Here is a 13,850-nt window from a genome sequence, read left to right as displayed (position 1 = left end):
GGGGGATCATGGATGTGAGGGTGCTCGCGGAGGGTCAAGACGCGGCAGACCAGCTCCGGTCGTTACAGGAATGGCTGGTCGGCGTCGAGGAACTGCGGGGCCGGGTTACGGCTGAGGAGGCGCCTCCGCCCGCCGGCAAGCTGGGGCCGGTGCTTGAGACGCTGGTCGTGGCCTTGGGCCCTGGGGGCGCCGTGACCGCGTTCTCCGTCGCGGTCCTCGCCTGGCTGCGGACGCGCCGTGGCGACGTGCGGATCAGACTGACCCTTCCTGGGCGTCGTTCGCTGGAGCTGACTGCCCGGCGCGTCTCCGGACTGGACGCGGAAACGCTGCGCCGGCAGGTTGCCGACATGGCGGACGCTTTGGCGATGGAAGGCGCGGAGGGCGAGGCCGAGGCGATCTCGGAGATCGCTGAGGGCGGGAACGGCGGCGAGGCAGGCGGAACCGGTCGGCGCGAGCTCCGGTGACCAGCCTGTCCGGACCTGGTGTAAGGGTCCTGCTCATCGCCACGTCCACCCATCACGGTCCGAACCTGCCCTCCGTCCCCTCGGTGGCGCGCACGTTCGAGGACCTGCGGACGGTGTTCACCGAACGGTGCGGGGTACGACCGGACCGGCTTCGCCTGCTGCTCGATCCACCCGACGCGCGGGCCATGGCAGAGGCAGTCACGGAGGAGGCGCAGCGGGCGGACACCGTCCTGCTGGTCTATTTCGTCGGGCATGGTCTGCTGGGCCCGGGCGGGGAGCTCCATCTCGCAGCCAGTGGAACCGATCGGCTCACACCCGGCATGGCGGGGCATCAGGCGCTGTCGTTCACGGCGTTGCGGCAGGCTCTCGAAGTCAGCCGTGCCTCATCGGTCGTCCTCGTTCTCGACTGCTGCTTCTCGGGGCGTATTTCGCTCGGTACCTCCACGTCCGTTCCGGCGCTGGCCGTGGAGGCCACGCACGGCGTGTACTTTATCGGGTCGGCCGAGCAGCTCGCCGACGCGCCCTCCGACGCCGTGCACACTGCGTTCTCCGGCGCGCTGATCGACGTACTGACAACAGGGGATCCTCGGGGGCCGCACCCGCTGACACTGGACGCGGTGTACGACGCGGTCTTCCAGAACCTGCGTGATCAGCAACGGCCCTGGCCCCGGCGACAGGCGGGGGACCGGTCGGGACGTCTCGTCATCGCCCCGAACCCGGCGCGGCGAGCAGTCGATGCCCCGGCGCAGGATCCGCCGGCCCCCGGCCGCTGCCCGTATCCCGGCCTGCAAGCGTTCAGGGTGGAGGACGCCGACGTCTTCTTCGGGCGCGACCGCATGACTGAACGCGTTCTCGCCGCCCTTGGGTCCCGCGCCGAGTCGACCGACCGGCCGGCACTGCTGGTCCTGGTGGGTGCCTCGGGATCCGGCAAGAGCTCGTTGCTCAACGCGGGTCTGCTGGCGGGCTTACGGAACGGCGGCCTGCCCGGATCCGCCAGCTGGCGGTGCGTTCGGTTCACCCCCGGTACGAACCCGCTGCGGCGCCTCGCCGAGCAACTGGGCGCAGTCGCTCCCGGAGGTTTCGCCGCCCTGGGTGCCCGCGGCCCGGCAGACGCAGCCGACCTCTTGAGGGGCGACCCGGGTCTCGCGGGCGACTGGATCGCCGGGCAGAGCGGCGAGGTGCAGACGGACGACCCGCCCGTACGGCGGCTGGTCGTCCTGATCGACCAGTTGGAGGAGCTGTTCACGCTCTGTCCGGCCGAAGAGGAACGCTCCGCCTTTCTCCAGGCGTTGACCGCTCTCGCTACTCCGGCGGGCGACGGCCCGCCACGGACCTTGGTGGTCCTGGCACTGCGGGCGGACTTCTACGGGCAGGCCGTTACCCACCCCGAGCTGCGGGAGGCCCTGGACGGCGGCCAGCTCCTCGTCGAGCCGATGACGTCCGCAGAACTGCGCGCCACGATCGAAGAACCGGCTGCGGCCTCGGGCCTGTTGCTCGACGACGGCCTCGCCGACGTCATCCTGCACGAGTTCGGTGCCGCAGCCTACGACCGCCCCGAGGCCGGAGCCCTGCCTCTGCTGTCGCACGTACTGTGGGCGACCTGGGAGAAGCGGGCGGGAACGCGCCTCACCGTCGCGGGATACCGCGCGGCTGGTGGCATCTCCCAGGCGATCGCCGAGACCGCCGAACGGGAGTACACAGCACTCGACGAGGCGGGCCGAAAGGCCGTCCGCCGGATGCTGCCCCGCCTGGTCCGGGTGGGCACGGACACGACTGACACGGCCCGGCCTGCCGACCGCGGGGAACTACTGCACGGCCTGCCCGACACGCAGGCGGCCCAGCGGGCGATCGACCGGTTCACCACGAAGGCCCGCCTGCTCACAGCCGACCAGGACACGGTTCGGATCAGTCATGAGGCGCTGCTGCAGGCCTGGCCCAGGCTGCGGGAGTGGATCGACGCCGACCGCGACTGGCTGCGTACGGGCCAGCAACTCGCCGACGACGCCGAGGCTTGGGGGCAGGCCGGGTACGACTCATCGCTGTTGTACCGGGGGAACCGGCTGGCTGCCGTCCGGGAGAGGGCTGCGAACGCTCCGACCACCGCGGCCTCGCTCCCTCCGGGACCCGCCGCATTCATGGAGGCCTCGTGGAGGCAGGAGCGCCGGGGCGCGCGACGCCGCAGGGCTGCTGCCGCCTTCATCACGGTTTTTGCTTTGCTCGCCTCGCTGGGCCTGGCGGGCGCCATGATGTTCCAGCGGCAGGCGTCGCGGGCGCAGGAGCGTGACCTCGCCCGGTACCTCGCATCCGAAGCCGAGAGCGTCCGCAGGGACCAGCCCGGTCTGGCCAAACAGCTCAGCCTGCTCGCCTACCGGATCGACGCGGGCAGCGGACGCGGTGCGCTCTCCAACAGTCAGCACACTCCGGGCGTGATCAACGACGGTGAATCGGCCAACGTGCTCGCGTTCAGCGCCGACGGCCGTGCCCTCGCGATCGCGACCGACAACGGAATCGTTCTGCGCGGTCCGAGCGGCCCCGATGCCGGACGGATCGATGTGGGCCGTCCCGGCCCCATGGCTTTCGACCGTAGCGGTGGGCTGCTAGCAGCGCTCACATACCCCTTCGACCGTCCGAAGTCCCTCGCCGCGACACTACGGCTGTGGGACATCACCGATCTCGCGCATCCGGTGCAGATCGTGGAGCAGCCGGTGGGCGAGGCCGGAACCGCACTGGCCATAAGCCCCGACGGTCGCACGGCCTTCACGGGGGCGCTCACCGGTGCGGTCCACCGCTGGGACCTCCGCGACAAGTCGGCCCCGAAGGAACTGCCCGCACTCACCGGCCACACCGGCAGGATCGACTCGCTGGCTGCGGCATCGACCGGCAATCTCCTGGCCAGCGTGAGCATCGAGGGGAAGGTGCTGCTGTGGGACCTCAGGGACCCTGCGCACCCCGCCCGTCTTTCCGAACTCCGCACGGCCGATGCCTCGAGCAGGCAGGCGATCCTCGCCGACAGCCTCCTGCACCGGGCGGAATTCGATTCCTCCGGGCGGTACCTTGCCGTGCCCACGGCATCCAACCCTGAGAGCGGCATGGCCCTGTGGGACCTCGCCGAGCCCCGAACCCCCCGGCAGGTCGCGGCAGGCGACCCCAGCCCCGACGCACAGCACGGCAAATGCGGTGCGGGTGACGTGCAGTGGATGTCGTTCTCGCCCGACGGCCGCCAGTTCGTGACGAAATGCGGCAGCCAGTGGCAGGCCTGGCTCACCGGCACGGCTCCCGGTGCTGGCAGCACCGCCACCGGCACCGGGACTCTGACGGTCGGTGCGAGCGCATTGGGCTCGCCCGGAGCCGTGGCCTTCGATCCCCGGCACGCCCACCGGTTGCTGGACGCCGGCTTCGAGAGCATCCGCGTATGGAACCTTCCCACCGTGCCTGAGCTGGGAGCCACGGCATTCCTGCCCGGGCGCCACGCCGCCGGATCGGAGCTGGTCTACCGGTCGGCAGGGCCGAAGCAGTTCCTCGGGGTGAACAACCTGGGCTCGAACGCCCTGTGGGACGTCACGACCCAGGAGAGCCCCCGGCTGTTGTTCCGGAAGCCGGCCCCTCCGCCCTACCGCGGCGTGGCCGTCGCGCTCAGCCCGGACGGAGCCCTGGTCGCCGCCACCGAGGTCGAGGGCGACGCCGAGGCCGGCCGCCTTCAGCTGAGGAGCACCTCGGACCCGGACGGTCCGCCGCTGGCGGTCTTCGGCCTGGACGGCGGAGTGGACGCACTGGCCTTCAGCCCCACCCGCCCCCTCCTCGCAGTGTCCGCCCGCGCCGGGAAACAGGTAGGGCAGTCGAGTCCAGGCATCCGCATCTACGACGTGTCCAATCCGCGGGATCCACAGGAAGTGGGCCGCATCGAAGGAGACCTGAGCAAGATTGCCTTCTCGTCGGACGGACAGGCACTCACCGCGGAAAGGGAGTTCCGTGACAACGAGGGGGACGGAGACTACCGGATGGAACTCACCCAGCGGCTGCAGTCCTGGGACGTGACCGACCCGGCACGTCCGGTCGAGCTGTGGACGCGTCCGCTGCCGGCGAGCGGACTGGGCTCCGACTACGCCTTCCGGCCGGACGGCTCGCTCCTCGCGATCCACCACAGCGGGCTGCTGCGGCTGTGGCGGATCGAGCGCCACCAGCTGATCGGCGAACCGGTCACCGTCAACATCGGCTCCGACAACGGGCCGCTGGCCTTCAGCCCCGATGGCACCCACCTTGCTCTGACCGGAACCGTCAAACTCGGTCTGTCGTCCGTAACGCGTCCCGAGATCTGGGACCTGACCGATCCCGACGCACCGATACGGGAGTCCACGCTCCCGGGCGAGGAGTACGGGGGCGCCTACGCGCTCGCGTTCAGCCCGGACGGCAAGACCCTCGCCGTCCAGACGCAATGGGGTGTGGCCCTCTGGGGCACCGATCCGGAGCGGACCATTCCAGGCCTCTGTGCCACGGTGGGTGACCCGATCACCCGCCAGCAGTGGAAGCGCTATCTGCCGGACCGGCCTTACGAGCCGCCCTGCAGCATCCGGCCGTGAACCGGAGGACTCCAAGCCACCCTCACCCTTCGGCGAGGCCGTGGCTGACCGTGGCCGGTGACGGATGACCAGTCACCGGCTCGGTCGGGAGTTGCACGGGTCGGTCACGGCACTGACGTGCTGTTTGACCGATCACGGGAGATGGACCGGTCACGCTCGCTCCGCCGACCGGGTATACGGTCACGGACCCGGTGGGCAAGCCCATCCACACGAAGGCTTGCCCAGCGCCCGGACCGTAGGGTGGGATGCTCCCCGAGGTCGTGGCGTCACCGCCTGGGAGTTGGCAGCCCGGAGCCGGCCGACGCCACCTCGTCGGCCGTACACCGGAGTCATGAGACGAAACCAGCAGGAGAACCCGGCCGGGCTCGGGCAGAGAGATGCGGGCGACATGTGGCTCGCCCTGGCGCGCTTCCACGCAGCCCATCGCGACCCGGTCGGCCGCCTCGTGCCGTTCGAGCGACCGGAGGCGCTGCTGTCACTCACCAAGCCGGACGACATCCTCTTCACCGCACGGGTGGAACTGTCCGGGGCAGAGACGATGGGCCACCTCCACGACCTCATCCGCACGGTCACCCACGGCGTCACCACGGAACTGGGCTACGCAGGGCTCGGGGTCGCCCTGGAGGTCCTGGTCGGCAAGCACCACGAACTCGCCCTGCTCCCGGCCCACGTCGACGGCCTCACCAGGCTCCTCCGCCACGCCGTCGGCACCATCGCGGACCGCAGCACGCCCGGGGGCGGCCGGTGCTTCCACTGCGACGGCATCGGGCCTGCCTGCCCGCTGTGGGAGCCGACAGCCGGGCAGGCCTGAACGACTGGGCAAGCCCAAGGCGACCCTGGGCAAGCCACCCGCAAGGCGGCTTGCCCAGGCTTTCGGCTACGGGCGCTCGCGCCCTGGGCGTAGGACGTCAGCGTAGACCCGGGCTCGGACCCCGGGATCCCGGCGCACCGGGCCGATGCCCGAGGTCGCCCAGCGCTCTTCCAGCGCGGCCATGACGGCCTGGACGGTGACCTCGTCCCCGCCGGTGATGTCCAGGACCACCAGGCCGGGCTCCGCGATGTGCTGCTCGTCGTCGCGCTCCGCTCGATGTCGCCTGTCCGCTGATCGGTTTAGCAGAGCCGGTGCTGCCGCAGAGATGGGAGGACTTACCCCCGTGTCGTACGGGGGTTTCATGTCGCAAGGGAGAAACGATCTTGGGTGAGTTCCGTCCGGTGGCCAACGGACTTCGTACCGATCATCCCGTTCCGGGCCTGCCGTTCATCAACGACGAACGGCTGCCACTCGACAATCCGGACGCGATCGAGCGCACCGGCCGGGACCAAGGCGACGGCCTGTGGGGCCGCACCGACCCCTTACCGGGAGGCGGCTGGGTGGCGTTCACCACCGAGCCGAAGAACCGCGCATACGCGTGGGCCGTCCACTACCACCCCGATCACGGCCGTACCGTCCTGCTGGTCACTGACAGCAGCTGGAGCGGGCTCCACCACGACTGGGTGTACGGGCACACCGGCTTCCTCTACCGGCATGGCGGGTACTGGTGGAACGGCACAGCCTGGCACCGGCCCGGCGTGGTCTTCGACGGCGCTTACGAACGCTACGACGCCCGCCCCGTCCAGGACGCGCTCACCGTCACGGCCGCCGACCTCCTGGTCCACCCCGCCGACCCGGGCAAGGCGCATGCCGCCACCATCGCCGGGTTTACCGCACCCACGACGGTCTTGCCCAACTGGCGTGATCATCTGGCGCTGTGGGCGGAGCACCGCCGGCGCGTGCCGGACGCACGGTCGCTGGACGAGTGCGTCGTCGACCTGAAGGCACCCGAGCTGGAGCCGGGCAGCCTGGTGGACCGCGCGGGGCTGGCGAAGATCGCGAACATTGCCGAGGACGACCTTCCGGTCCCGAAGTATGAGGACCACAAGATGCCCGAACCACAGGTCCGCGGTGCCAACGGACCTTTGTGGTCGAAGCCCGTGGCCCGGGATTGGGCTGAACAGCATCACCGTGCCCATGGCCCCGGCGCCCTCCTCTCCGCCACCACAGCCTTCGGCAGTCTCCAGCCCCAGGGACTCGTCTCCGACCACAACCGCCTCACCAAGGTCATCCACGTGGACGGGAAGCAGACCGAGGAGGAGGCCAAGACCCTCGCCTGGTGGCCCGCGGTCGCGCTCACGGTGGGAACCGAGAGCCTCTTTCCCATGTCGGCGCTGCGCACGACGTTGATCGAGGCCGTGATCTCCCATCTGGCCCGAGGCGTCCAGAAGGGGAGGAGCGGAATGTGGCTCGGCACCCTCCGCCCCGACGTGGTCAAGGTCTTCGACTGGTACGTCCAGCGAAAGCCGGACCACACCGCAGGACTCCTGAGCGAGATCTGCCTGGACGCCCACACACGGCTGGACGTGGACCCGCAGACCGTCGGGCAACTCATCCGCCGATCCCTCCACCTCGACAGCAAGCTGGGCGACGACACCGTCGACGCGCTCCTCGACATGGCCCTGCCGCCGTCCGCGAAATCCTCCGAGAGCTAGCCGGGAGACCCCAGCCAGCTGCGCCCCGCCCGGGCCCCGGTCCAGCGAGTGGTCCCGATGTGGAACCTGGCGGCCGGGCAAGCCTGCGCGGCCGGGCAAGCCCAGGGCCGTCGGCTCGGCTACGCCATAGCGGCGGCCACGGCCTCGAGGACGGCGCGCTGCTCCGGGTCGACGGGGACGTCGGCCTGGCGCAGCGAGCGGAGTGTGCTGCCTTCGGCGCACAGTCGGCACAGCCCGATCACCGGCACCGGGTCGGCACCGATGAGGGCGTGCGAGGAGGAGCTCTCGTAGACAAGGCGGTAGCAGCCAGGGCACGGCAGGCAGCCATCGACTTCGTCCCCGGGTGGCGCGTCCGGTCCGAGCAGCGGCACGATCCGCAGGAGGTTCTCCCCGGCCTCGGCCCACAACCCCATCGACCGCTCCGCGGACCGCTCGAAGACGACGTCCCCGTCCGGGCCTTCGCTGGTACGGACCCGGGCCAGGTTGCCGACGCCTTCCTCGGGGTGGTGGAGGAGGAACGCCAGGACGGTCCTGGCGCCGGGCCCGTCGGTCACGCTGTAGACGTGCCCGCGCCCTGCCGTGAGGGCTGCACCCATCTCGTTCAGCCCCTGGCCCCCGTCGTCGTTGCGCAGGCGCAGCTGCCACGAGGCCGGGGCACCGTCGACCTCGGCAGGGGAGGAGGTGACCAGGATGCCGTTGCCGGACCGGCGGACATGCAGGTGCTGCATCCCCCGGACGGAGTGGAACGCGGTGCCGAACCACTCCGTCGGCTGCCCGCCCTCACCGCGCGGGCTGCGCGGCTTGTGTCGTCCCATCCTGTGCCTCGCAGACATGACCCGTGCACGGGCCGATCGGTCCGCTGAACCCACAACAGCTCGGCGGAGCTCGCGTTGGCCAGCGCCCGGGTCAACCGCTGCGGCAGAGCGAACACCTCAACGCCGTCGTTCAAGGGGGCAGTGACCCACTCCGGCCACGCCCACCAGGTCCGCGCAGGCGCGTCGCAGCAGCGGTCTCGTCGTCGGCGGCGAGGAAGAACACTATGTCGTGGGCCATCTGAGCATGTGTGACGGGTCGCGATTGTTGGAACCAAATGGTCACGCTGCTTGCAACCTGCGGTGAATTGCCATTCATATGGGAACCAGTAGCGGTGCGGAGCGTTGCCCCGGTCACCGGAGCGTCGGCCGGGGCGGCCGACGCAGTCGATGAACCTGTTGGAGACGCGCGGGCGAAGCCGCCTCACCCGGTGGGTGATGACCGTTGTGCACATCACCAGGGCACTAGGCCGGCGTCCTCGAAGAACTTGCCGGTCGGGCCGTCGTCGGGCAGGGTCGCGAGTTTGATGGCGATCGCCGCGCCCTGTTCGGGGGTGCGCACGCCGCGGAAGCCGTTGAGGTCGGTCGCGACGTAGCCGGGGCAGCCGGCGTTGATCAGGATGTTCGTGCCGCTCAGCTCCCGGGCGTACTGGAGGGTGACGGCGTTCAGGAACGTCTTCGACGGCGCGTACGCCACGGCCACCGGACCCGTCGTCTGTTCAGCAGCGGTTCCTGACTGGCGGGTGAGGGAGCCGACACTGCTGGACATGTTCACGATCCGCGGTGAGGCGGAGCGGCGCAGCAGCGGCATCATCGCGTTGGTGACGCGGATGACGCCGATCACGTTGGTCTCCACGACCGTCCGGATGGTGGCGGGATCGACCCGGGTGGGCTCCTGCGGCATGCCGCCGGTGATGGCGGCGTTGTTGACGAGCACGTCGAGGCGCCCGGCCTGTTCCTCGATCAGCCGTGCGGCGGCGGTCGCGCTCGCGTCGTCGGTCACGTCCAGTGGTACGCCGAACGCGTCGACGCCGGCCGCGCGCAGTCTCTCCACGGCGGCCTTACGGCGCTGATCGTCGCGGGCGCCGACGCCGACGCTCCAGCCGAGGGCGCCCAGGCCCGCGGCGATCTCGTAGCCGATTCCCTTGTTCGCGCCGGTGACCAGCGCAATCGTTCGTTCACTCATGGGGACCATGCTGCCCTCGGACTCCGGAGGGGGTCCAAGACCGATCGGGTGGGCAACGATACCGTCCGGGTATCGATCGGGGTAGCGTGGCCGGATGGAGACCCGGGAACTGCGATATTTCGTCGCTGTCGCTGAAGAGCTGCACTTCGGGCGCGCCGCGCAGCGGCTCGGGATCGCGCAGCCGCCTTTGTCACGGGCGATCCAGCAGCTCGAACGCCGGCTCGGGGCAACGCTGCTGGATCGGACCAGCCGCACCGTCACGCTGACCGAGGCTGGTTCGGTGCTGCTGGCCGAGGGCCGGGCGGCCCTCGGCGCGGTCGACGCTGCTGAGCGCCGGACCCGCCGCGCTGCCCTTTCCGCGACCGGGGGTACCGGCCTGGTCCTGGTGACGAAAGCCAGCGCGTCCCGCGAATTGCTGGCGAAACTGCTCGACGCGTACGCCGTCGAACCCGGCGCGGTCGCCGTCGATGTCATCCTGTGCGGCCCGGCCGAGCAGGAACGACTTCTGCGCGAGGGCCGGGCCGACGTGGCGCTGTTGCACCGGCCGTTCGACTCGACGGCCGGGTTCGACACCGAAGAGCTCAGCACGGAGGGCCAGGTTGTGGTCCTGCCGGCCGGGCATCCGCTCACTGTCCGGGCCCATGTGCACATGGGCGACATCACCGGGCTGCCGGGCCTGCCCCTGCCACGCTGGCCCGACCCCAACGGCACCTACCCGCCCGGCCCCGGCCCGCGGGTCCGCGACCTGGCGCAGTTGTTGCAGCTCGTCGCGCTCGGCCGGGCTTGCGCGGTCTCACCGGAGTCGTGCCGGGCCCAACTGCCCGGTGACCTCGCCGCCGTGCCCGTGCTGGACGCGCCGAAAGTCACCACCGTGATCGCCTGGCCACCGCACAGTCGGTCCAGAGCCGTCGCCGACCTTGTCCGCACTGCGACACGTTTGCAGTAGTTCCGACATGCCTGGCCAGGTTCCACCTATCGTGGCCCGGCTCAGCATGATGGCAGCCCGCCGAACTGACGCGGGTGACGGATATCGAGGCCAGGTGACATCTGTCTCGACCAGTCACATGCGGCTGAAACCCCGCTCTGGACTGCACGGTTTCTGTCAGTGGCCTCTGTCAGGATGCCCCGGTCAACATCGTGATCAGGAGAGACCATGGGAACTTGGGACGTCGGCCCCTTCGACAACGACACTGCAGCGGACTTTGGCGGTGACCTTGATGAGGTAGCTGCAGGCGAACGTGAGGGCATCGTCCGCAGTGCTCTCATACGTGTGATCGACACCGCGGCTTACCTCGAAGCACCCGAATCCGAGGTAGCCGTAGCCGCGGCCGCGCTGGTCGCGGCGCAGTGCCCCGGGGGTGAGCCGGCCGATCCAATCTATGGGCCGGAAGAGCCCCTCCCTGATCTCACTGGCCTGCGCGATCTCGCCCTTCAGGCCCTCGACCGCATCATGACCGAACCGTCCGAACTGATGGACCTATGGGCCGAGTCGGATGGCGGGCCCTGGCGCGCGAACATCCGCCGCCTGCAGAACGTGCTCCTGCCACAGCCATCGGGAGAACAGCTCAGCCTGATCTGATCCACCCGGACCCGCACCCGTCCTACCCGGATGGTCACTATGAGCTGGGACGTCCTTCTCATGCGTCTACCCGCCGACGTCACCTCTGTGTACGAGATCCCCGCCGACTACACCCCGGACCCGCTCGGCCGGCGCGACGACGTACGCGCAGCTGTCACTCAGGCTTGCCCCGAAGCTGACCTCTCGGACCCAGCCTGGGGCGAGCTTTCCGGCCCGACTTGGTCCGTCGAATGAAGGCGACGGAGATCGACAGCCCTTGTGGCTCAGTGACGGGCCAGCCGCGCCTGAGCTGTGGACGCGGATGTACACCGAACACGCACGTTCCGGCTTGTGGCCGCTGCTCCTCGACGCGCTGGACCCGAACGATGGCGAGTTCCGCCCTTGGGGGTCCGGGGAGGTCTTCCCTGAGCAGATGTCCTCCCCGGCAAGCCATGATCCTGCCGGCCTCCTCGCACAGTGGTGGGCGACCTACACGGCCGTTGATGAAGACGACGACATGCTCGACGTCAAAAGGCGCCTCGCTGTTACGGCCCCCTTCGGACAGGTATGGCCCGGCCTTGCGGCCAGCCGGGAGACGGTAACGAACCCTGAGCAACCGGCCTCAGAGTTCGCGGAGGCGTTCCTCACCGACTGTCCGCGGACACGTCTCGGACTGGTTGCCGCACCGTCCGGTGCCGAAGCGCTGACAGCCGTGGGCTGGGCTGGCCACTGCAACTACGAAAACGACACCGCGAAATTCTCTGCGGTCGTCCGGGACTGGGAAAACCGATTCGGAGCCAGTGTCGTCGCGGTCGGGTTTTCCACGCTGCACCTCAGCATCGCCGCGCCACCGGTGAGCGAGCATGAGGCTCTTCTGGTTGCTGCCGAGCACTTTGCGTTCTGCCCTGACAACATCTGGCAGGGCAGCAGACCGTACACACTGGCCGCGTATGCCGAGCGGATCACTGGCGCCCACCGCTGGGATTTCTGGTGGGACTGATCCGGCACTTGCTGGGTGACAGCTCGCTGGCGCATCTGATGGGTGGCGACGGAGTCGGTCATCGGGGGTGGCGGGGCAGCGGGGTGACAGCGGGGGCATCGTGAAGGGCGGCGCGCAGGAGGCCGTTGTCGATGCTCAGGCGTTGGATGGCGGCAATGGTGAGTTCGAGCTGTTCGGCGAGGTCGCGGTTGTCCCGTCGCAGCCGGGTGTTGTTGGCCTGGACTTTGCTGTATGCGTCGGCTTCGGTCGTGCCGCTTGGCGTGCGCGCGATGGCGGCGAGCTCGGCACAGATGTCTGGGTAGTTGCGGCGGAAGGTGGTGTTGGCGAGGGCGAGGCGGGTGGCGAGGGCCGGCACGCTCGGGAGTCGGCCGGTCTCGGAGGTCAGGCTGTCGATGGCGACGTGGACGTCGGTGCGGCTCGGCAGTGGGTGGCGGTGGGCGGTCACTGGGCGGTCCCGTTGGCGGTAAGAAAGGCGTGGATCGCGTCGCGGCGCCGGGCCAGGCCGGCGTGCAGCAGCGGGGGGAGGACGGGGCGGACGCGGAGTCGGTGGTCGATGCGGTCGGCCTCGGCGGCGAGGGCGGTGGTGTTGTCGGCGGTCAGCGCGACGTTGTGGCATTCCAGCGGTTGGCAGTCGTGGGGGACTGGACCCGCTCGGCCTCCGGGGCGGAGCGGGGTCGGCACAGTGCCTTGTCCGGGTTGAAGACGCAGGTGACGTAGGTGCCGGGGTAGACCTCGGGGTCGTGGCGGGCCAGGACGCGGCGCAGGCGGGCCGGGTGGGTGACGACGGAGCCGGTGAAGCCGGTGCGCTGGTGGAAGTCGGCGAGCCGGGCGGCGGCCTCGTGGGCGGCGGGGCCGCGCAGGTCGTGCTGGTGGTCGGTGGTCAGGGCAAGGAGGTGTTCGCCGCGCTGCATGGACTGTTCGGCTTCGACTTCGGCGCGGAAGCCGGAGTCGCTGGTGCCTAATGGTGGAGTCGGGTATTGGAACTGTCCGAATGCCTCAGCCATGGCGGACCCATGAGGTGAACTCGTCGGCGAGGCCGGGCGGGTTGGCGGCCTCGGTCCTCCGGGCGATCGCCTCGTAGTACTCCAGCTCGTGGACGATCACCGGCACGGTTCGGCCGACAGATCTTTCGATGACGCCGGTCGCATGGAGGGTTCGGGCGAGCTGGCAGCAGGTCTGGTTGAAACGGGCCTCGATCTGCGCGGCAAGCGGCCCGACGGCTTGCACCCAGTCGGCGGGGTCGGTCGGCTCGTCGTACCAAAGTCCGAGTTCGGTGATCCATTCCTGGCGAGCTGCGGCCCCAGTGGGGTCGCTGGTCAGGTCGCCGACCACAGTCAGCTCGTTCTGGATCCAGAAGGCGTAGTTCCAGCGGGCTTCTGCCTGGTCAGAGGCGTCCTGAATGCTGTGTCGTGCCTGGGTTTCCGTGTTGTAGCCAATGGTCAGGGTCGGCTGGCGAGGGTCGTCATCCTCGTTGTCGATGCGGAAGGAGACAGCGTAGATTTTGCCGGCATCGGCGGCCGGGATGGTTGCGAGGGCGCTCTCAGCGAGGTGCTGAAGGTGATCGGAGAACGTCATGGGCGGTGGCCCTGCCTGTCGGATCGGGAGTCCCACTGGTCGCAGTACTCGATGTGCATCTCGCGCGCGTCGCCGAGAATGCCGTCGTTGGAGTGGAGCTCGGTGCAGAAGTTGGGGTAGCTCGGATGGACGGGAACGTATCCGGGGCCGTT

The 13,850-nt window shown here is 69.7% G+C and carries 13 protein-coding genes; 7 read left to right on the top strand and 6 right to left on the bottom strand.

Annotated elements, in window-relative coordinates:
- The first annotated feature begins 8 nt into the window (after window positions 1–8).
- The 3 genes from ABT123_RS33700 (at window position 9) to ABT123_RS33690 (ending at window position 5,852) form a co-directional block, all read left to right on the top strand.
- Entirely contained in the window at window positions 9–464 is a 456-nt protein-coding gene (locus ABT123_RS33700) for an effector-associated constant component EACC1 (RefSeq protein ID WP_351321737.1), read from the top strand.
- Window positions 461–5,041 carry a caspase, EACC1-associated type gene (locus ABT123_RS33695; RefSeq protein ID WP_351321734.1) on the top strand — a complete coding sequence of 1,527 codons (4,581 nt, stop codon included), beginning with the start codon at window positions 461–463 and terminating at the stop codon, window positions 5,039–5,041. Before ABT123_RS33700 ends, ABT123_RS33695 begins: the two co-directional genes overlap by 4 nt.
- 331 nt (window positions 5,042–5,372) lie before the next feature.
- Complete coding sequence (locus ABT123_RS33690; RefSeq protein WP_351321732.1) at window positions 5,373–5,852, top strand: hypothetical protein; 480 nt, start codon at window positions 5,373–5,375, stop codon at window positions 5,850–5,852.
- 66 nt (window positions 5,853–5,918) lie between these two features.
- On the opposite strand, the gene ABT123_RS33685 is transcribed toward ABT123_RS33690, so the two are convergent.
- Window positions 5,919–6,101, bottom strand: coding sequence for a DUF6207 family protein (locus tag ABT123_RS33685; RefSeq protein WP_351321782.1), 183 nt, complete (start codon window positions 6,099–6,101; stop codon window positions 5,919–5,921).
- 134 nt (window positions 6,102–6,235) lie between these two features.
- Here ABT123_RS33685 and ABT123_RS33680 point away from each other — a divergent pair, with 134 nt between their 5' ends.
- Complete coding sequence (locus ABT123_RS33680; protein ID WP_351321730.1) at window positions 6,236–7,567, top strand: hypothetical protein; 1,332 nt, start codon at window positions 6,236–6,238, stop codon at window positions 7,565–7,567.
- 119 nt (window positions 7,568–7,686) lie between these two features.
- Here the strand turns inward: ABT123_RS33680 and ABT123_RS33675 are convergent, their stop codons facing one another.
- Both ABT123_RS33675 and ABT123_RS33670 read right to left on the bottom strand, forming a co-directional pair.
- Window positions 7,687–8,382, bottom strand: a complete 696-nt coding sequence (locus ABT123_RS33675) for a hypothetical protein (protein WP_351321728.1) — start codon at window positions 8,380–8,382, stop codon at window positions 7,687–7,689.
- 451 nt (window positions 8,383–8,833) lie between these two features.
- Window positions 8,834–9,565 carry an SDR family NAD(P)-dependent oxidoreductase gene (locus ABT123_RS33670; protein WP_351321726.1) on the bottom strand — a complete coding sequence of 244 codons (732 nt, stop codon included), beginning with the start codon at window positions 9,563–9,565 and terminating at the stop codon, window positions 8,834–8,836.
- A gap of 94 nt (window positions 9,566–9,659) precedes the next feature.
- On the opposite strand from ABT123_RS33670, the gene ABT123_RS33665 reads away from it, so the two are divergent.
- From ABT123_RS33665 to ABT123_RS33655, 3 genes are all read left to right on the top strand, one after another.
- Window positions 9,660–10,511, top strand: coding sequence for a LysR family transcriptional regulator (locus tag ABT123_RS33665; protein WP_351321724.1), 852 nt, complete (start codon window positions 9,660–9,662; stop codon window positions 10,509–10,511).
- A gap of 207 nt (window positions 10,512–10,718) precedes the next feature.
- On the top strand, window positions 10,719–11,144 hold the full coding sequence (locus tag ABT123_RS33660) for a DUF4259 domain-containing protein (protein WP_351321722.1): 426 nt from the start codon (window positions 10,719–10,721) through the stop codon (window positions 11,142–11,144).
- A 301-nt stretch (window positions 11,145–11,445) separates the two neighbouring features.
- Complete coding sequence (locus tag ABT123_RS33655; protein WP_351321720.1) at window positions 11,446–12,123, top strand: DUF4253 domain-containing protein; 678 nt, start codon at window positions 11,446–11,448, stop codon at window positions 12,121–12,123.
- A 58-nt stretch (window positions 12,124–12,181) separates the two neighbouring features.
- Here ABT123_RS33655 and ABT123_RS33650 read toward each other — a convergent pair whose 3' ends face one another.
- The 3 genes from ABT123_RS33650 to ABT123_RS33640 all read right to left on the bottom strand — a co-directional run bounded on the left by ABT123_RS33650 (window position 12,182) and on the right by ABT123_RS33640 (window position 13,698).
- Complete coding sequence (locus ABT123_RS33650; RefSeq protein ID WP_351321718.1) at window positions 12,182–12,568, bottom strand: hypothetical protein; 387 nt, start codon at window positions 12,566–12,568, stop codon at window positions 12,182–12,184.
- A gap of 151 nt (window positions 12,569–12,719) precedes the next feature.
- Complete coding sequence (locus ABT123_RS33645) at window positions 12,720–13,127, bottom strand: hypothetical protein (RefSeq protein WP_351321716.1); 408 nt, start codon at window positions 13,125–13,127, stop codon at window positions 12,720–12,722.
- Window positions 13,120–13,698, bottom strand: coding sequence for a hypothetical protein (locus tag ABT123_RS33640; RefSeq protein ID WP_351321714.1), 579 nt, complete (start codon window positions 13,696–13,698; stop codon window positions 13,120–13,122). Before ABT123_RS33640 ends, ABT123_RS33645 begins: the two co-directional genes overlap by 8 nt.
- Window positions 13,699–13,850: the final 152 nt, after the last annotated feature.

This window comes from Streptomyces sp. NPDC002054 (assembly GCF_040296685.1).
Taxonomy (GTDB): Bacteria; Actinomycetota; Actinomycetes; order Streptomycetales; family Streptomycetaceae; genus Streptomyces.
Note: the sequence above shows the minus strand (reverse complement) of the source record. Positions and strands in the feature narration are given on the sequence as shown.

Bases quoted from the DNA above. Each gene is read 5' to 3' on its own strand.
- ABT123_RS33700 (WP_351321737.1), top strand. From the start codon at position 9: ATGGATGTGAGGGTGCTCGCGGAGGGTCAAGACGCGGCAGACCAGCTC.
- ABT123_RS33645 (WP_351321716.1), bottom strand. From the start codon at position 13,127: ATGGCTGAGGCATTCGGACAGTTCCAATACCCGACTCCACCATTAGGC.
- ABT123_RS33665 (WP_351321724.1), top strand. From the start codon at position 9,660: ATGGAGACCCGGGAACTGCGATATTTCGTCGCTGTCGCTGAAGAGCTG.
- ABT123_RS33640 (WP_351321714.1), bottom strand. From the start codon at position 13,698: ATGACGTTCTCCGATCACCTTCAGCACCTCGCTGAGAGCGCCCTCGCA.
- ABT123_RS33690 (WP_351321732.1), top strand. From the start codon at position 5,373: ATGAGACGAAACCAGCAGGAGAACCCGGCCGGGCTCGGGCAGAGAGAT.
- ABT123_RS33670 (WP_351321726.1), bottom strand. From the start codon at position 9,565: ATGAGTGAACGAACGATTGCGCTGGTCACCGGCGCGAACAAGGGAATC.
- ABT123_RS33655 (WP_351321720.1), top strand. From the start codon at position 11,446: ATGTACACCGAACACGCACGTTCCGGCTTGTGGCCGCTGCTCCTCGAC.
- ABT123_RS33660 (WP_351321722.1), top strand. From the start codon at position 10,719: ATGGGAACTTGGGACGTCGGCCCCTTCGACAACGACACTGCAGCGGAC.
- ABT123_RS33675 (WP_351321728.1), bottom strand. From the start codon at position 8,382: ATGGGACGACACAAGCCGCGCAGCCCGCGCGGTGAGGGCGGGCAGCCG.